The 16,696-nt window shown below is 60.7% G+C and carries 17 protein-coding genes and 1 pseudogene; 8 read left to right on the top strand and 10 right to left on the bottom strand.

All coding sequences use genetic code 11. The features are described 5' to 3' along the window. The first annotated feature begins 109 nt into the window (after positions 1–109). Positions 110–1,495 carry an oxygen-independent coproporphyrinogen III oxidase gene (locus BLU48_RS13915; RefSeq protein WP_057024129.1) on the top strand — a complete coding sequence of 462 codons (1,386 nt, stop codon included), beginning with the start codon at positions 110–112 and terminating at the stop codon, positions 1,493–1,495. Then, positions 1,479–2,867: an oxygen-independent coproporphyrinogen III oxidase gene (hemN, locus tag BLU48_RS13910; protein WP_057024128.1), complete on the top strand. Its 1,389-nt coding sequence runs from the start codon at positions 1,479–1,481 to the stop codon at positions 2,865–2,867. Before BLU48_RS13915 ends, hemN begins: the two co-directional genes overlap by 17 nt. Positions 2,868–2,926: 59 nt before the next feature. Here the strand turns inward: hemN and cobA are convergent, their stop codons facing one another. The 10 genes and pseudogenes from cobA to BLU48_RS13860 form a co-directional block, all read right to left on the bottom strand. After that, positions 2,927–3,736 carry a uroporphyrinogen-III C-methyltransferase gene (gene cobA / locus BLU48_RS13905; RefSeq protein WP_057024127.1) on the bottom strand — a complete coding sequence of 270 codons (810 nt, stop codon included), beginning with the start codon at positions 3,734–3,736 and terminating at the stop codon, positions 2,927–2,929. 47 nt (positions 3,737–3,783) lie between these two features. Beyond that, positions 3,784–4,962 carry a heme d1 biosynthesis radical SAM protein NirJ gene (nirJ, locus tag BLU48_RS13900; protein WP_057024126.1) on the bottom strand — a complete coding sequence of 393 codons (1,179 nt, stop codon included), beginning with the start codon at positions 4,960–4,962 and terminating at the stop codon, positions 3,784–3,786. 25 nt (positions 4,963–4,987) lie between these two features. Then, positions 4,988–5,491 (bottom strand): siroheme decarboxylase subunit beta, encoded by a 504-nt coding sequence (gene ahbB, locus BLU48_RS13895; RefSeq protein WP_057024125.1) that lies wholly within the window; start codon positions 5,489–5,491, stop codon positions 4,988–4,990. Then, positions 5,466–5,909 (bottom strand): Lrp/AsnC family transcriptional regulator, encoded by a 444-nt coding sequence (locus BLU48_RS13890; RefSeq protein WP_057024124.1) that lies wholly within the window; start codon positions 5,907–5,909, stop codon positions 5,466–5,468. Before BLU48_RS13890 ends, ahbB (BLU48_RS13895) begins: the two co-directional genes overlap by 26 nt. Continuing rightward, positions 5,902–6,417, bottom strand: a complete 516-nt coding sequence (ahbB, locus tag BLU48_RS13885) for a siroheme decarboxylase subunit beta (RefSeq protein WP_057024123.1) — start codon at positions 6,415–6,417, stop codon at positions 5,902–5,904. The genes BLU48_RS13890 and ahbB (BLU48_RS13885) overlap by 8 nt, the downstream gene beginning before the upstream one ends. After that, the gene (locus BLU48_RS13880; RefSeq protein WP_057024122.1) at positions 6,414–6,872 is read right to left on the bottom strand and encodes an Lrp/AsnC family transcriptional regulator; all 459 of its coding nucleotides are present in this window, start codon (positions 6,870–6,872) and stop codon (positions 6,414–6,416) included. The genes ahbB (BLU48_RS13885) and BLU48_RS13880 overlap by 4 nt, the downstream gene beginning before the upstream one ends. A gap of 1 nt (position 6,873) precedes the next feature. Beyond that, the gene (locus tag BLU48_RS13875; protein ID WP_057024121.1) at positions 6,874–8,049 is read right to left on the bottom strand and encodes a cytochrome D1 domain-containing protein; all 1,176 of its coding nucleotides are present in this window, start codon (positions 8,047–8,049) and stop codon (positions 6,874–6,876) included. Then, positions 8,046–8,372 (bottom strand): annotated as a pseudogene (locus BLU48_RS13870) (c-type cytochrome). Before BLU48_RS13870 ends, BLU48_RS13875 begins: the two are co-directional and overlap by 4 nt. Before the next feature lie 16 nt (positions 8,373–8,388). Beyond that, complete coding sequence (locus tag BLU48_RS13865) at positions 8,389–8,703, bottom strand: c-type cytochrome (RefSeq protein ID WP_057024120.1); 315 nt, start codon at positions 8,701–8,703, stop codon at positions 8,389–8,391. Positions 8,704–8,727: 24 nt separating this feature from the next. Continuing rightward, positions 8,728–10,407 (bottom strand): cytochrome D1 domain-containing protein, encoded by a 1,680-nt coding sequence (locus tag BLU48_RS13860; RefSeq protein ID WP_057024119.1) that lies wholly within the window; start codon positions 10,405–10,407, stop codon positions 8,728–8,730. A gap of 197 nt (positions 10,408–10,604) precedes the next feature. Here BLU48_RS13860 and BLU48_RS13855 point away from each other — a divergent pair, with 197 nt between their 5' ends. The 6 genes from BLU48_RS13855 (at position 10,605) to BLU48_RS13825 (ending at position 16,690) form a co-directional block, all read left to right on the top strand. Next, the gene (locus BLU48_RS13855; protein WP_057024118.1) at positions 10,605–11,405 is read left to right on the top strand and encodes a CbbQ/NirQ/NorQ/GpvN family protein; all 801 of its coding nucleotides are present in this window, start codon (positions 10,605–10,607) and stop codon (positions 11,403–11,405) included. Then, positions 11,389–11,976, top strand: coding sequence for a cytochrome c oxidase subunit 3 (locus BLU48_RS13850; RefSeq protein WP_057024117.1), 588 nt, complete (start codon positions 11,389–11,391; stop codon positions 11,974–11,976). The genes BLU48_RS13855 and BLU48_RS13850 overlap by 17 nt, the downstream gene beginning before the upstream one ends. A gap of 11 nt (positions 11,977–11,987) precedes the next feature. After that, positions 11,988–12,245, top strand: coding sequence for a cytochrome C oxidase subunit IV family protein (locus BLU48_RS13845; protein WP_057024116.1), 258 nt, complete (start codon positions 11,988–11,990; stop codon positions 12,243–12,245). Between the two features lie 653 nt (positions 12,246–12,898). Next, a complete protein-coding gene (locus tag BLU48_RS13835) occupies positions 12,899–13,339 on the top strand; it encodes a c-type cytochrome (RefSeq protein ID WP_043051390.1) in 441 nt (146 codons plus the stop codon). 3 nt (positions 13,340–13,342) lie between these two features. Continuing rightward, entirely contained in the window at positions 13,343–14,770 is a 1,428-nt protein-coding gene (locus BLU48_RS13830) for a cbb3-type cytochrome c oxidase subunit I (RefSeq protein ID WP_043051391.1), read from the top strand. A gap of 78 nt (positions 14,771–14,848) precedes the next feature. Continuing rightward, entirely contained in the window at positions 14,849–16,690 is a 1,842-nt protein-coding gene (locus tag BLU48_RS13825; RefSeq protein ID WP_057024115.1) for a nitric oxide reductase activation protein NorD, read from the top strand. Positions 16,691–16,696: the final 6 nt, after the last annotated feature.

Below are 16,696 nucleotides of genomic sequence, written 5' to 3'. Positions count from 1 at the left end.
GCCCGGCGGTCATGCACCACCAGCATTTGCTTGCGCTTGATACAAATCAAGACGCATTGAACGCCAGGCCCTGACACTGGTAGTGCGCAGCCAGTCTCGGAGACCCGTCATGCTCAACCCATCTCACAACCGCGGCGAGCTGAACGTTCGGTACGATCAAGGCGTGCTCGATCCCGACTGCCCTGTTGGCACTGAAAAGTTCCATGAAGGGATCGGTTCCCTGGATTTGCTTCGCGCTTTACGTGCCAGCCGCCAGAAATGCCGTCCGCTGTCGCTGAACGTGCAACTGCCGTCCAACCCTAGGCCTGCCTTGTGTTCCCCGGGCGATGTTTCATGCGAGCACAGGGGCGGTGAAAGCTACCTTCGACGTCTGCAGCACGAGATTGACCTCGTCAGTTGTCACCTGGGCACGGGGCAGCGGGTCGAGCAGTTTCATCTGGGGGGCGGTATACCCGCAATCGCCCAGCTCAGAAGGCTGATGAGTCATCTTCGTGGCCGATTCAACCTTCTGGGGCATGAGTGCGGTGAGTACAGTATTGACGTTGACCTGCACCACACCGACTGGTCGACCATGGGCGTGCTGCGCGACCTTGGATTCAACCATGTCAGCATTGGCGTTCCGGACATCGGTGCCGACAGTGATATGTCGGTGGACTGCTACCAGAACCCGGCCCCCATCCATTCGCTTATCGATGCCGCGCGTACCTTTGGTTATCGTTCCATCAATGTGGATCTGGGGTATGGCCGTGCCTGGCAGACGCCGGAAAGCTTCGCACTGAAATTGGCCACTCTTATCGAACTGGAGCCGGACCGGCTGCTGGTATTTGACTACTCACGGCCACCCCATCGCTATCGGGCGATGGCCGGGGACAACATCAGAGCGCTGTGCAGCCTGGATGATAAAAGCGCGATGCGCCAAAGCTGTTTTGACCAGTTGCTCGGCGGGGGGTATCACTACATCGGCCTGGGTCAATTCGTCCGGCCCGACGATGATTTGGCGATAGCGCAGGAGCGCGGCCGGTTACGCCGCACCAGTGAAGGTTTTACCCGCCACGGGTATTGCGATCAAATCGGGTTCGGTTTGGGCGCCATCAGTCAGATTGACGAACTGTACGCGCAAAACACCGACCAATTGCAACGGTATCAGCAATGCCTGGACATCGACCAATTGCCGACGAGTCGTGGCTGGCGGTGCGAGCCACGCAGCCAGATCAGGCTCATGGTCATGGAACGCCTGGCGTGCGATTTGGAGCTGGATATCCAGGCCATCGAGACGCGTTGCGGACTGATCTTTCGCCAGTACTTTTACGCCGCCTGGCCTGTGCTGGAGCAATTGGCCGGTGACGGGTTGATTGAGCTGTCTGAGCGTTTCATCAGTATCCTTCCGGCCGGTCGGCCGCACGTAGATGCCATCTGCAACCTGTTTGAAAAGGACTCGGGCGGCGCGGGACGTGAACCCTATAGCGAGTGGATTGATCATGACACCTTCATTTGATTTCAATCGCGCCCTGGTCGAAAAATATGACCGACCGGGGCCGCGCTATACCTCCTACCCAACCGCACCGCAATTTCATCAGGCGTTCGCCGTCGATGACTATCATCGTGCCGTCACCGATAGCAACCTGGCGCCTGTGCCCAAGCCCCTGTCGGTGTACATTCACATTCCGTTCTGCAAGAGCCTTTGTTACTACTGTGCCTGCAACAAAATCATTACGCAGAAAACCCACCGTGCCGTCGAATACCTGACCTACCTCAAGCGCGAAATCGAGATGCAAGCTGCCTTGTTCGACCGTACGCGCAAGCTGACGCAACTGCACCTGGGCGGGGGCACGCCGACCTATTTGACCCGCGAGCAGCTGGCCGACCTGATGGGCTGTCTACACCAGGCATTCGACATGGACGACAGCGATGACCATGAGTTTTCCATCGAGGTCGATCCGCGCACCATCAGCACCGAACAGATCCAGTCGCTGCGCCAGCTGGGCTTCAATCGTCTGAGTTTTGGTGTGCAGGACTTTGACCCCGACGTGCAGGCGGCAGTCAATCGCCAGCAAAGTGAAGCGCAGATTTATGCCCTGGTCGCAGCGGCGCGTGAGGCGCAATTCAAGTCGGTCAGCGTCGACCTGATTTACGGCCTGCCGCTGCAAACGGTGAAGAGTTTCGATGTCACCCTCGGCAAAATCATCGCGTTGCGTCCGGATCGAATTGCCGCCTACAGCTACGCCCATTTGCCGGAGCTGGTGCGCGCGCAACGACTGATTCGCCCAGCGGACATGCCGCCACCGGAACGCAAGCTGGAGTTGCTTGAACTGACCATCCGGCGCCTGACCGAGGCCGGTTATGTCTATATCGGCATGGATCATTTCGCCTTGCCCGACGATGAGCTGGCGCTGGCCCGGGCCAATGGCACGTTGCAGCGCAATTTCCAGGGCTACTCCACCCATGCCGACTGCGATTTGATCGGCCTGGGGGTGTCAGCGATCGGTAAGGTCGGCGACAGCTACAGCCAGAGTGTCAAGGAGCTCTCGCAGTACTATGCCCGTATTGATCAAGGCTTGCTGCCGGTGCATCGGGGTTACCGTTTGAGCGCCGATGACCTGCTGCGCCGTGACGTGATCAGTGAGCTGATGTGCCATGGCCGGGTCGACTTCGGTAAATTCGAAGTGGGTCACGGCATCTGCTTCACCGAGTATTTTGCCGACGCGCTGGGGCAACTGGACGAGCATGTGCGGGACGGGCTCCTGAAGATTCATCACGGCCAATTGCGCCTGTTGCCCCAAGGGCATTTGATGATGCGCAGCGTCGCAATGGCGTTTGACGCCTACCTGGGTGACGCACAGAAGGGCCGGTTTTCCCGCACCGTTTAAGGCGTTGGAAACACCTGCAAAGAAAACCGATCGCCTTCAAGTCAGTAGGCTTGCACCTCTCACTTGGATGGAGAAAAGCGCGCCGGGTATTGCAGTGGTTGTTCGGCGAACAGATTGACCACGGTGCCGATCACCGTCAGCGTCGCAATTCCGGGCGGGCACTTAAGCCCCAGGGTCGGCAGTTGGTGCAGCGGGCCACGCACGACATGCTGGTCAGGCCGTGTGCCGTTGCTTATCAGTGCCGCCGGTGTGTCGGCGGGCATTCCGGCCTCGATCAAGCGCTGGGCGATAACCCCAAGATTCGCCAACCCCATGTAGAAGACCAGGGTTTGACTGCAGTCGGCCAGGCTGCTCCAGGGCAACGACAACGCGCCATTGTGTTGCAGGTGCCCGGTGATGAAACGGCAGGAGTTGACCAGGTCCCGGTGGGTCAGTGGGATCCCCGCATAGGCGCTGCAGCCGGAAGCGGCGGTAATGCCCGGGACCACCTGGCAGTCGATACCGCGTCGCAGCAAGTACTGAAGTTCCTCGGCACCGCGCCCGAATATGAAGGGGTCGCCACCCTTGAGCCGAACCACCCGTTGGCCTTGGTCGGCAAGGTCAGCGAGCCGTTGGTTGATCTGTTCCTGGGGCAAGCTGTGGCGGCCGCTGGCCTTGCCGACGTAATGCCGCGCGCAGGTCGGTGGGATCAATGCCAGCAGTTCGTCGCTGATGAGGCGGTCATAGACCACGGCGTCGGCCTGCATCAGCAGGCTCCAGGCGCGCAGGGTCAGCAGCCGGGGGTCGCCGGGGCCGGCACCGACCAGGGCGACTTCCCCCGGTCTGAACGCGCACTCAAGTGCGGCCGGTATAACAATGGATGCAGGCATAAGGCTTCCTTGGTGCTTCATATCAGAGGGTTTACCGCACGGACGCTTCAGTCTGTGGTGCAAGGGATCAGCGGTGACGGCTGCACGCCGATCTCTTCATCGCTTAGATGACAGCCGGGGTCCTGGCCCCAGAGGTCGCCCTCGGCCCAGGCGCGGGTGCGGGTATTGCCGTTGCAGATGGGCAACCAGCGGCATTGCGCGCAACGGCCGCCCACAGCACGGGGGTGCTCACGCAATCTCGACAGCAGCGCATCGGGCTGATCCAGCCAGAGCGTGCGAAAGGGCGTGTGCCGGACATTGCCCACCGAGTGCTGCCACCAATAGGTGTCCGGGTGCACTTCGCCGGTATTGTCGATATTGGCAATACCGCTGCCCGAGGCATTGCCGCCCCAGGCGCGAAGCATGTTTTCCAGGTGCGGGTAGTGCGCAGGCAAGCGGCTCGCGGCCCATTGCAGCAAGAGAATGGCATCGGCATCGTTGTTGCCACTGACAAAATCGGTGCCGTGGCCTTGTTGAATGTCTTCCCAGGCGCGTTCGAAGATCAAGGTCATGGCGTCGCGGCTCATCTGCCGCTGCGCATCAAGCTGGCGACTGCGTTTGCCGCGGCCGCTGTAGTTGAGATGCGACAGGTAAAACTTCTGTACGTCGTACTCGCGCATCAGTGCCAGCAGTTGGGGCAACTGCGTGTGGTTCTCCTGGGTCAGCGTCGTACGCAGGCCCACGCGAATGCCTCGTTCTCGACAGAGCCGGATCGCGTGCATGGAACGAGCGAAGCTGCCTTTCAGTTGCCGGAAGGCATCATGGGTGGCTTCCAGGCCATCGATGCTGATGCCTACATAGTCAAACTGCGCGGCGCTGATCCGCGCGATGTTCTGCTCATCGATCAACGTGCCGTTGGTGGACAGCGCCACAAAGAAACCCTTGGCGCGGGCATAGGCGCTGAGCACAAACAGATCCTCGCGCATCAGCGGTTCACCGCCGGAAAATATCAGTACTTTTACGCCGGCATCGTGCAGGTCATCGATCACAGTCAGGGCGGCGGGCGTATCCAGTTCGTCGCGAAAGACACTGTCGGCCGAGGTGGCGTAACAGTGTTTACACGTCAGGTTGCAACGCCGCAGCAGGTTCCAGATCACCACCGGTGGCCGGTTGCTGCCCGGTGGGCTGGTTCTTGGGGCGGGCGCCTGGCCGCTCAGGGCGCGCAGGTATTGGCTGATCCTCAACATGTAAATCTCCTTGATTCAGCTGCGTTCAGCGTGGCGCTTGCGGTAGCCGCACACCGGTTTTCTTCAGGATGCGGCTGCTCACCAGCATCTCGTCGGCGACACAGGCGTCACCCAGCAATTGGCGCAGGTGCTCGCGATAGTGGTTGATCTCGTCGCTGCTGCGGCCATGGACCATAGCGAACAGGTTGTAGCGCCAGGCGATTTGGCGTGGGCGTCGGTAGCAGTGGCTGACGAACGGCTGCGCGCCGATCAATGCGCCAAGGCGCGGCATGTCGGTGTCGCGCACGTCCCAGACGGTCATGCCGTTGTGGCGATAGCCCAGGCGATAGTGGTTGGGGACAGCCGCAATCCGCCGGATCGCGCCCTCGGCTTGCAGGCGCTTGAGCAAATCCAGGGTTGCCTCGACGCTCAGGTGCAACTGTTCGGCGAGCCAGGCCCATGGGTCGTCCACCAAGGGCAGGCCGGCCTGGGTCAGCTCGATCAGATGCCGGGCCAGGGCGTCCTCAGACCGGGAAATACACACCGACATGATAGGTCTCCTCTTTAGGCAGGTTAAGCAGTGGCAGGCCTGTCAGAATTTCGATGTGGTGCAGGGTTTCGGCGATCGCCTGTTCTGTCGAGCAGGCGAGCACGAACCACATGTTCCAGGCGTGTTCGCGTCGATAGTTGTGCGCCACTTCGGGCAGGGCGTGCAGTTGTTCGGCTACCTGTTCGAAGCGTTCTTCCGGCACCGCCAACGCTGCGAGGGTGAACGCGCCGCCCAGCCGCTCGATGTCGAACAGTGGGCCGAAGCGCGTGAGTATTCCGTCAGCGAGCATTTGGCGCAGACGCTCGAGCAGTTGCGTGCTGCTGCTGTCCAGTTCGGCGGCCAGCGCCTGCCAAGGGTGGCGTACCAGCGGTAGACCCCGTTGCAAGCGGTTGATCAATCGGCGGTCGAGGTCATCCATGGCATGGGGCTCCCATTGGCGAGGCTGCAAAGCGTGCGCCGCACTGTTTGAAGGCGTGGGTGCTGAACAGCAATTGATGGGGCAGGTCGCTCAGCAGGTGTTCGTCCAGCAATTGCTGAATCTGGGTTTCGACCTGTTCACGTTGACGTCCATGAACCATGCAGAACAGGTTGTATCGCCACTGCGGCAAACGCCGCGGCCGTTGATAGCAGAGAGTGATGCCCTGCGCTCGCCCCAGGCGCTGGCCGACCTCGTCGATCAGCGCGTCCGGAACATCCAGTACCAACATTGCGTTGGCGGTAAAGCCCAGGGCGCGGTGGTTGAGCACCAGGCCGATTCGGCGGAACAAGCCCTGCTCATGCCACAGATGCATCTGCCCCAGCACCTGGTCTTCGTTGGCGTTTATTCGCTCGGCGAGGCATTGGTAGGGGCGCGATACCAGCGGCAGGCCAGCTTCAAGGTGCCGACGCAGCGCCAGCGTTTGTCTGGGGGTCAAGTCGGTATTCATGGCGTTTCTCCCAGGGAAAAACCGAGGTCGATGCGGTAGGCGGTCAACATCGGCAGGTCCAGTGGCGTGAGGCCGGTGTCTTTTTCAAGTTCGTTGAGTACGCGTTGGATGTGTGGGCGATCAGGGCCGGTCACCACAAACCACAGGTTGTAGAAATGCTCCCGTGCATAGTTGTGATTGACCTCGGGATACTGGCTGACGCGCTCAGCGACCTGATGCAGGCGTGTGGCGGGCACGGCGAACGCGGCGAGGGTGCTGGCTCCGGCACGGCGGTGGTCGAACACCGCGCCGACCCGTGAGAGGGTGCCGGCCTGATCCATGGCGTGCAGACAAGTCAGCACGTGCGCCTCGTCGCAACCGAGGGCGGCGGCCATGGCCTTATACGGTTCCGCGCACAGCGGCATTTCGTGCTGGAAGCGATCCATCAACTGGCGACTCAGCAGGTCCAAGTCCATTTCAATAGCCCATTTTTTGTGCGCGGCTGCTGAAGAAGATGCCGCTTGGCGCGCTGGCCGGCAGGGTGGCCAGCCGTTTGAGGGTGTACGGGTCCCAGACTTGGACCTGATCGCCGTCGCGGGCCGACAGCCACAACTGGTCGCCACGGGCGGTGAACTCCATGTGCAGCACGGCCGGGCCCGGTCGCAGGTCGGCGATTACGCGATGGGTTTCGGTGTCGATCACCTGAACCCGATCATTATCCGGGTAGGCAAAATTGACCCACAGCTGCCGGCCATCTGGCCGCGAGGTGACGAACACCGGCTGCCCAGCCACCGCAATGGTTGCGGTCTGCTGCCAACTGCGCGAATCCATCACCAGCACCTGATGGCGGCCGACGGCGGGCACAAAGGCCTGGTTGTCGGCGACGGCCCAGCCTTCCAGGTGCGGCATTTTGTAGACCGGGAGTTTTTCCTGGCCGCGACCGTAGTCGCCGAGTATTCGCTTTACGCCTCGTTCCGGATGCCAGAGATCGAGTTGGGCCATGCCGTCTTCGCCGAACAGCCCGGCCATGTAATAGCGCCCATCCGCAGTTATCAGTGCGTCGTAGGGTTGCTGTCCGATGTCTTTGAAGCGGCGGATCACTGGCGAGTTGCCCTGGCTGAAATCGGCGCTCCAGATTTCGCCGGTATCGAACAGGCTGAACACAAAGCGTTGTCCGGGGGCGTCCACCAGGCCCACTACACGAGAACGTTTGCCATCGGCCAGCGCCGTGGCGGGGATGTCCGCTACCTGTTGCAGGGTGCCGGCATCGAACACCTTGACTCCGCCGGGGACGTAGTTGGACACCGCGATCAACCTGCCGTCCTGACTGATGGCGCCGCCGATGCTGTTGCCGCCCTGGATGACCCTGTGGTCGATGCGCTGGGTCAGCAGGTCGATTTTGCTCAAGCCCCCGTCGCGACCGAACACATAGGCATAACGCTGGTCAGGGGAGAACACCACCGAGGCATGGGACAGATCGCCAAGGCCTGTGAGGCGGGCCAGCGCGGTGTGTTTCTGGCTTTCGATGATCTGGATGCTACCGGTGCTGCGTTCCACCACGACCCCCAGGTCGCCGGTGCCCCGCAAAGGAGTTTGAGCGCAGGCGGATAACAGGAGGCCGGTCGCCGCTGACAGCAGGATTGAACGGATCATGGTGCGGGGTATCCCTGGAGAAGAAGATCGACCAGCCAACGGATGTCGTCGGCACTGAGCAGCGCGCCCTAGCCCGGCATGGCGGTGCCGGGGCGCCCTTGGGTGACGGTGGCGATCAGGCTGGCCCGCGACTTGCCGGCCAATGCTGTGCGGGTCAGCTCGGGGCCCAGCCCACCGGTCATGTACAGCCCGTGGCAGGCACCGCAGTCCTGGGCCAGCAAATGTTCGAGTTGCACCTGGCGCTTGGCGTCCGGCGCCGCAACCGAGCTTGCACAAATGAGCAGGAGGGCCGCCATAATCGCAGCGTGTCGATAGGTGTTCATGACGCCCTCCCGGTGGTTATTTGAGCGTCAGTACCCAGGTCGCAAGGGTCTTCGCTTCTTCTTCGGTGACCGGGTTGGCCGGCATCGGTATCGGCCCCCAATTGCCTTGCGTGCCATTTTTGATATGGCTCGCCAGGGTGTCCACGGCGCCGGCCGTACCGGCGCTCCTGGCCGCGACATCCTTGAGCGCCGGGCCGACCATCTTGGTGTCGATGGCGTGGCAGGCGGCGCAAGGCTTACTCTTGAACAGCTCCAGTGCGTCTTGCGCCATGGCAGGCTGCACAATCAGCCAGGCAGCCAGGGCAAACAATGAAAGCAGCGTATTTTTCATGGCGATTCCTTGCATTGATGGAGCTCAATAGATGTCGTGCTGGGTGTTGTAGACGTTGAATTTGCCGGTGGGCGTAATCAGCCGCTTGTCTTTGATCACCGCTTTGAGCTTCAGGGTTTTGTCGTCGATCACCACCAGTGCCGACTCGTCTGCCTGCCCGCTCCAGACGGAGAACCAGACCTCGTCCCCGGCCTTGTTGTATTCCGGCTGCACGACCCGCATAGCGCCTTGCTTGATCCCGGCGTACTCGGCGATGGGCAGTACGGTGTAACCGGCGTCGAGCTTGTCGAGGTTGAATACCGCTACCGATTGGCTGAGCTTGGCGTCTGGGTTGAATGTGGTGTCGACGTACAGGTGGCGTGAGCTGGGGTGGGTTTTGATGAACAACGAACCGCTGCCCTGGCCTTTGAGCGAGGCGACCTGTTTCCAGGCGTATTGCGGGTGTTTGACCGGGTCGGTGCCGATCAGCGAGATACCGTCATCGCCCAGGTGGCTGGTGGCCCAGACCGGACCGTAGACCGGGTGCTCGAAGTTGGCGCCGCGACCCGGGTGAGGGATTTTGCCGACGTCCACCAATGCCGTCAGTTTGCGCTCCTTGGAATCGATGACGGCGACCTTGTTGGAGTTGTTGGCGGCAGTCATGAAATAGCGATGGGTGCCGTCCCAACCACCGTCATGCAGGAACGGCGCGGCATCGATATAGGTGATGGTGAGGTTCTTGATGTCCTGGTAATTGACCAGCATCACCTTGCCGGTTTCCTTGACGTTGACGATGAACTCTGGCCATTCGTGGGAGGCGATGATCGCCGCGACTCGGGGTTCGGGGTGGTATTCCTGCGTGTCGACGGTCATGCCGCGGGTCGAGACGATTTGCTTGGGCTCCAGGGTTTCGCCATCCATGATGGTGAACTGCGGCGGCCAGTAAGAGCCGGCGATGGTGTATGTGTCTTCGTAGCCCTTGAACTTGGAGGTCTCGACCGAGCGCGCTTCAATACCCACTTTGACTTCGGCAACCTTGGTCGGCTCCGCCGGCCATAGGTCGATCATGTCGATCCGGGCGTCTCGACCAATCACCAGCAGATAGCGACCGGAGGCGGAAATTCGCGAGATGTGTACCGCATAACCGGTCTCGATCAGCTTGACGATTTTCTTGCTGTCGCCATCGACGAGAGCGATCTTGCCGTCATCACGCAAGGTCACCGAAAACAGGTTCGGCAGGTTGAGCGTGCTCAGTTGTTTCTTCGGACGGTCTTCAGGCTTGACCAACACTTTCCAGGTCTTGCGCGTCTCGGCCATGCCCCATTCCGGCGGTGTCGGCGGTGTATGTTGAATGAACTTCGCCATCGCGGTGATCTGCTCCTTGGTCAGAGCGTTGGACGTTCCCCAATTCGGCATGCCCGCCGGTGACCCGTAGGTGATCAACGCTTCCAGGTAGGGTTGCCCGCGGGACTGTGTGATGTCGGGGGTCAAGGGTTTACCTGTGGCCCCTTTGCGCAGGACGCCGTGGCAACCAGCGCAGCGTTGGAAATAAATCTCCTTGGATGAGTCGAACTCGTCTTGGCTCAGGTCAGGCGCCCCGGCGGTTTTCACCATGGGCGGGGTGGCCGCCGCCGTGGCGGGTTCGTCAGCGCCGGCGACCTGGCTTATCGCCAAATAGAGTGTGGCGACGGCCAGGGCAAACGTTTTTCTATTGCTGATCAGCATTCCATTTCTCCTCAGGCAAGACCTTTGCGATGTGCTGAAACGCCAGCAGAACGCAGGTTCTTAGTGCGTTGCAAGGCTATGCCCGAGCAGGCCAATGCTTGCTTGACGGCGATCAAGTTTGCCGGCCGTGTCACTTGCCAGGTTGTCGCAGGCGCCCGTAGCGTGTGCCTTGAATCCGCTTTTGGAACAGGTAGCCCATGGACCGTATTCCGTCGTGCGAACAGGTCGAACCTTTCTACCAACCGCTGAACAATGAGCAGGTACTGTTCGAGCAGGCCTGGCGTCACGGCATGCCGGTGCTGATCAAAGGCCCGACCGGATGCGGCAAGACCCGCTTCGTCCAGCACATGGCTCATCGCTTGAAACTGCCGCTCTACACCGTGGCGTGTCACGACGACCTGAGTGCCGCAGACCTGATCGGTCGCCATTTGATCGGCGCCAAAGGCACCTGGTGGCAAGACGGACCGCTGACCCGTGCGGTCCGGGAAGGAGGCATCTGCTACCTCGACGAAGTGGTCGAGGCACGCCAGGACACCGTGGTGGTGCTGCATCCACTGGCCGATGATCGTCGGGAACTGTTCCTGGAACGCACCGGCGAAGTGTTGAAGGCGCCGTCGTCCTTCATGCTCGTGGTGTCTTACAACCCCGGTTATCAGAACCTGCTCAAGGGCATGAAGCCCAGCACCCGCCAACGGTTCATGGCGATGCGCTTCGGCTATCCGCCAGTAGCCGACGAAGAGCGCATTGTCGCTCGGGAAGCCCAGGTGGACAGCGCGCTGGCGGCACGAGTGGTCAAGCTGGGGCAGGCCTTGCGCCGGCTCGATCAGCATGACCTGGAAGAAGTCGCCTCGACGCGACTGCTGATTTTCACTGCGCGCATGATCCGCTCCGGCCTGAGCCCGCGAGAGGCGTGCATGGCGTGCCTGGCCGAGCCGCTGAGCGATGATCCGCTAACGGTCGCTGCGCTGATGGACGTGGTTGATGTGCACTTCGGCTGAGCCCAGCGAGCTGTGCCGTGGCCACTTGCCGGGCGATCTGGCGATGTGGTTTTTCATTCTGGCCGAGTTGTCTGTGTTCGCAATCTTGATTCTGGCGTTTGCGGTGACCCAGGCTCTCAGGCCACAGATGTTCAGTGACAGCCGACAGTTGCTTGCCACGTCTACCGGTTTGGCGATGACATTGAGCCTGATCACTGCAGGGTTGTTCGCTGCACTGGCGCAGGAGCGCGTCCGGCGCTCACGGCCCCGCCACGGCGCGGTTTTCCTGTTGCTCGCGTTGCTCGCCGCGAGTGTCTACGTAGTGTTGAAAGTCACCGAATACCGGCACTTGCTGGTCTCGGGGCTGGGCATGGAGCACAACACGTTTTTCACGCTCTACTGGATCCTCACCGGATTTCACTTTCTCCATGTATTGCTCGGCATGTTCATCCTCGCATGGCTGGCCGAGCGTTGCCGTCGAGGCCTGTACGACGCCGCAAACCACAACGGCTTTGAATGTGGCGTGCTGTATTGGCACATGGTCGATCTGGTCTGGGTGGTGCTGTTCCCGCTGGTCTACGTGCTCAATTGACGGGAGGATATATGTCCGCGTCCAGGTTACTGCTCCTCTGCTGGGCTGGGTTGGCCACGTTAAGCCTGTGTACGGTGGCGCTGGCACAGGTCGGCACCTCGAGATGGTTGTCGATGGTCATTTTGCTGGTAGCGGTCGGCAAGGCCTGGCTGATCACGGACGGCTTCATGGAACTGCGCCACGCCCCGCGCCTGTGGCGTCGGTTGATGCTGAGCTGGGCGCTGGTATTGGCGGCCGTTGTCGGGCTGACGCTCGTGTTGTTCCGTTGAAGAGCTCATTGATGAGCATGGGTATCCGCACTCGGTAAAAGTGTGGGAGGAGGCTTGCCCCCGATGAGCATAGGTATCTACACAACTTTTATATCAGCCGACCCGAACGTAACCACGATGCGAAGCGAGCCGCTCTTGATCTTGATCTGCTTTTGATTTTAGGCGCCCCGTTAAACCACGCTGGCCGGAATTCGACAGGGATTTGGGGGGTAAACCGGCAGGGATGCCGGTTTAGCCGCCCCGCGCCATGGATGGCGCGTGGCGGCGGCCCCCCAAATCCCTGTCGGATTACGGGCACACCGAGCCTGGGCGAGGTGCCGAGTGGTGGGGCAAGAGCCTTTTGGTTACTTTTGGGGCTCTCTTTTCCAAAAGTGACCCGCTGTAAAAGCGGAACCATAAGTAGCCATTGCCCAAATAACGGATATGTACTCGATCAAACTCCAACATCCTGGTGGGCTGCCAGGCCGCCATCGGGAGCAAGTCGAATCGTCGCACCGCCCCTCCCACAGGTCCTACGGCATGTAGATCCCCATGCATTGCCATGGATCGTCGTTAATACCTGACCAAAACCATCTGGCTTTCTTGATCGCCATCAAGCAGGTTTCAAACCCTCGCTTCCTATCATGGACGGGCCAAGCAACGAGGAAGCGACCATGTCAGAGACCTTCACAAAAGGCATGGCCAGGAATATCTATTTCGGAGGAAGCATCTTCTTCTTCCTGATATTCCTGGCCTTGACCTACCACACGGAACAAACCTTTCCCAAGCGCAGCAATGAAGCGCAATTAACTCAATCAGTGATACGCGGCAAAACAGTCTGGGAGCAGAACAACTGCATCGGCTGCCACACATTGCTGGGAGAGGGTGCCTACTTTGCGCCTGAGCTAGGCAACGTGTTCCAGCGCCGGGGCGGGGAGGACGGCTTCAAACCCTTCCTGCAGGCCTGGATGAAAATGCAGCCGCTGGGCGTACCGGGTCGACGAGCGATGCCCCAGTTCAAGTTGAGTGACCAAGAAGTGGATGACATCGCCGAGTTCCTCAAATGGAGCTCGAAAATCAACACCAATGGCTGGCCGCCCAACAAGGAGGGCTGAGAGATGAGCATGGCTAATCCGCATCTGAAATTCGCCTCGCAAGCCGTGGCCAAACCTTACTTCGTATTCGCCTTGATCCTGTTTCTCGGTCAGGTGCTGTTCGGTTTGATCATGGGCCTGCAATATGTGATCGGGGATTTTCTGTTCCCGATCATTCCCTTCAACGTGGCGCGAATGGTCCACACCAACCTGCTGATCGTCTGGTTGCTGTTCGGCTTCATGGGCGCCGCTTACTACCTGATTCCTGAAGAGGCCGACCGCGAACTGCACAGCCCCAGACTGGCGATCATTCTGTTTTGGGTGTTTGCCGCTGCCGGTGTGCTGACGATCCTCGGCTACCTGCTGGTGCCCTACGCGGGCCTGGCCAGGTTGACCCACAATGAGCTGCTGCCGACCATGGGCCGGGAGTTTCTGGAGCAACCGACCATCACCAAGATGGGTATTGTGCTGGTGTGCCTGGGCTTTCTCTACAACATTGGCATGACCCTGCTCAAAGGGCGCAAGACCACGGTCAGCATGGTCATGATGACCGGGTTGATCGGGCTCGCGGTGTTCTTCCTGTTCTCCTTCTACAACCCCGGCAACCTGGCCCGCGACAAGTTCTATTGGTGGTGGGTGGTGCATCTCTGGGTGGAAGGCGTGTGGGAATTGATCATGGGCGCGATGCTGGCTTTCGTGCTGATCAAGATCACCGGTGTAGACCGGGAGGTCGTAGAGAAATGGCTGTATGTGATTATCGCCATGGCGCTGATTACCGGGATCATCGGTACTGGGCACCACTTTTTCTGGATTGGCGCGCCCGAGGTCTGGTTGTGGGTCGGATCAATCTTCTCTGCAATGGAGCCGCTGCCCTTCCTGGCGATGGTGATATTCGCCTTCAGCACGGTGAAGAACCGCCGTCGACAACACCCCAACCGCGCCGCGACGCTGTGGGCAAAGGGCACCACGGTGACAGCCTTCTTCGGCGCGGGCGTCTGGGGCTTTCTACACACCCTGGCCCCGGTCAACTTCTATACCCACGGTTCGCAACTGACCGCAGCTCATGGCCACCTGGCTTTCTACGGCGCCTACGCGATGATCGTGATGACCTTGATCAGCTACGCCATGCCGCGTCTGCGCGGGCTCGGTGAAGCCGCTGACGAACGCTCGCAGACCCTGGAGATCTGGGGCTTCTGGATGATGACCCTGTCGATGGTGATGATCACGCTGTTCTTGACCGCTGCCGGTGTCGTGCAGGTTTACCTGCAACGTTGGCAGCCCGATGGGATCGCATTGCCGTTCATGGCCACGGTCGAACATTTGCAGGTGATGTTCTGGGCGCGTCTGGGCGCAGGGGTCGGGTTCTTCGCAGGGCTGCTCTGCTATCTGTTCAGCTTCAAGCAGCGGGGGCGCGCAGCCTTGCGTGCGCCGGCGGCGGTGGTGCCTTCATGAATCGGCATAACGGCTAGAAAAGGTCGGCCCGGCTGATCCAGCGGGCCGTTTTTTTGCTTTCCAACAAGGGCAAGTACCATGGCCTTTACCGTCGAACTGGAAGAGTGGGTAGGCAGCATCTGGCATCGCTTCATCACCCGGCGCGCCAGCCCGGATTTCCCCGAAGCCCGGGTTGAACTGATCAGCCAGCAACGCCCGCTGGCGCTGTTGTTTCGTGCCATGGGCGGTGCCAATGGCATGGGAGTGGAAGCGGCCAGTGACCGCGACCTGTTACTGCGGCGCAATGTGCTGCAGCAGATCGCTGGCACCTGCAAACAAGTGCCATTGGCCTGGTGTGACGAGAGTACCCTGCGGCTGCCATCGAGCCTCGCGGTATTCCCTCAAGTCGCGCTGAATGAGGAACTCTATCGTTGGCTCGCGTTGCTGGCGGCGCAGGCCGGACCGATGCGGCATTGGGGGCGGGACAACCAGCGCTGGACGCAACAGCTGTTGCGGCGTTATCCAGCGCTGCGTCCGCGCTACCAGCGCCTGGTCGAAGCCCACCTGCGATTGCGTCCGGATCCGGCTTCATTGAGCTGCGCTGAAGCGGCGCTGGAGCGCGCGTTATGTCAGGCATTGCGCCAGCCGGGCAGTGTCGAGGATTTTCCGCGCAGCGAGCGTGCGGTGTGGCCGCTGCCGCTGTGGCTGTACCCGCCGCAACAGCTCGCCAGTCCGCTGACGGCCGATCTGGGCGATGAATCCGAAGACACCTTGACGACATCGCCCGGCGAGCAGAAAGGCGGGCGAAAACGCGCCAAACGTATCGATGACAGTCCGCGAGACGGTGGACTGTTGGTGGTGCGCCTGGAGAACCTGTTCAGTTGGACCGAGCACGTGGACCTGGACCGCTGGTCGGACGACAGCGAAGACCCGGATGCCGCCAGGGTCGCCGACGATCTGGACGAGCTGACCCTGTCGCGCACGCGACTGCGCAAGGGCGGTGGCTTGAAGCTGCACCTGGATTTGCCGCCCGCTGATGTCGACGATATCCCTTTGGGCGAGGGCATCAAGTTGCCCGAATGGGACTATCGCAAGCAGCGGATGCAGGACGCTTTCGTCAATCTGCAAATGATGGTGCCCCGTGACAGTCAAGCGCAGCCGCTGCCGCCACGGCTGAAGGTGTCGGCGCAGCGTCTGCGGCGTCAATTCGAGCATTTGCGCAATGATCGTCAGTGGCTGCGCCAGCAAACCCAGGGCTCGGAGCTGGACATGCAGGCCTGGCTGGATTTTCACGTTGAGCGCGAGCATGGGCAGTGCGCCGAGCGCGGTCTGTTCATGGAGCAACGCCAGACGCGCCGTGACCTGGCGTGCCTGTTGCTGGCCGATGTCTCGATGTCCACCGACGCGCACCTGAACAATGAGCATCGGGTCATCGATGTGATCCGTGACACGCTGTTGCTGTTTGGCGAAACCCTGTCGGGGCTGGGGGATGATTTCGCCCTGTACGGGTTTTCGTCGCTGCGCCGTCAGCACGTGCGCATGCAGGCACTCAAGACCTTCGCCCAGCGTTATGACGACCACACCCGGGGCCGTATTCAAGGGCTCAAGCCTGGGTATTACACGCGCATGGGCGCGGCTATTCGCCAGGCCACGTGCCTGTTGGGCAGCAGCAAGCGGCGCAGCAAGCTATTGCTGCTGCTGACCGATGGCAAACCCAATGACCTGGATGTGTATGAGGGATGCTACGGTGTCGAAGACACCCGCGAGGCGGTGCTCCAGGCCCGGCGTCAGGGGCTGACGCCGTTCTGTATCACCATCGATCGCGAGGCCGGGGATTATCTGCCCTACATGTTCGGTGCCAATGGCTACACCTTGATCCGTCAACCTGAGCAATTACCCCTGCGCTTGCCGCAACTGTATCGCCAACTGACGCAGCCTTGAGTCCAG

This window comes from Pseudomonas synxantha (assembly GCF_900105675.1).
In the GTDB taxonomy this organism is placed as follows: Bacteria; Pseudomonadota; Gammaproteobacteria; order Pseudomonadales; family Pseudomonadaceae; genus Aquipseudomonas; species Aquipseudomonas synxantha.
This window is presented reverse-complemented; position numbering and strand designations above follow the sequence as displayed.

Coding starts and splice junctions, on each gene's coding strand:
- nirJ (WP_057024126.1), bottom strand. CDS start 4,962: ATGTTGAGGATCAGCCAATACCTGCGCGCCCTGAGCGGCCAGGCGCCC.
- BLU48_RS13825 (WP_057024115.1), top strand. CDS start 14,849: ATGGCCTTTACCGTCGAACTGGAAGAGTGGGTAGGCAGCATCTGGCAT.
- ahbB (WP_057024125.1), bottom strand. CDS start 5,491: ATGTCGGTGTGTATTTCCCGGTCTGAGGACGCCCTGGCCCGGCATCTG.
- BLU48_RS13915 (WP_057024129.1), top strand. CDS start 110: ATGCTCAACCCATCTCACAACCGCGGCGAGCTGAACGTTCGGTACGAT.
- BLU48_RS13845 (WP_057024116.1), top strand. CDS start 11,988: ATGTCCGCGTCCAGGTTACTGCTCCTCTGCTGGGCTGGGTTGGCCACG.
- BLU48_RS13860 (WP_057024119.1), bottom strand. CDS start 10,407: ATGCTGATCAGCAATAGAAAAACGTTTGCCCTGGCCGTCGCCACACTC.
- BLU48_RS13855 (WP_057024118.1), top strand. CDS start 10,605: ATGGACCGTATTCCGTCGTGCGAACAGGTCGAACCTTTCTACCAACCG.
- cobA (WP_057024127.1), bottom strand. CDS start 3,736: ATGCCTGCATCCATTGTTATACCGGCCGCACTTGAGTGCGCGTTCAGA.
- BLU48_RS13880 (WP_057024122.1), bottom strand. CDS start 6,872: ATGGACTTGGACCTGCTGAGTCGCCAGTTGATGGATCGCTTCCAGCAC.
- BLU48_RS13830 (WP_043051391.1), top strand. CDS start 13,343: ATGAGCATGGCTAATCCGCATCTGAAATTCGCCTCGCAAGCCGTGGCC.
- hemN (WP_057024128.1), top strand. CDS start 1,479: ATGACACCTTCATTTGATTTCAATCGCGCCCTGGTCGAAAAATATGAC.
- BLU48_RS13850 (WP_057024117.1), top strand. CDS start 11,389: ATGTGCACTTCGGCTGAGCCCAGCGAGCTGTGCCGTGGCCACTTGCCG.
- ahbB (WP_057024123.1), bottom strand. CDS start 6,417: ATGAATACCGACTTGACCCCCAGACAAACGCTGGCGCTGCGTCGGCAC.
- BLU48_RS13865 (WP_057024120.1), bottom strand. CDS start 8,703: ATGAAAAATACGCTGCTTTCATTGTTTGCCCTGGCTGCCTGGCTGATT.
- BLU48_RS13875 (WP_057024121.1), bottom strand. CDS start 8,049: ATGATCCGTTCAATCCTGCTGTCAGCGGCGACCGGCCTCCTGTTATCC.
- BLU48_RS13835 (WP_043051390.1), top strand. CDS start 12,899: ATGTCAGAGACCTTCACAAAAGGCATGGCCAGGAATATCTATTTCGGA.
- BLU48_RS13890 (WP_057024124.1), bottom strand. CDS start 5,909: ATGGATGACCTCGACCGCCGATTGATCAACCGCTTGCAACGGGGTCTA.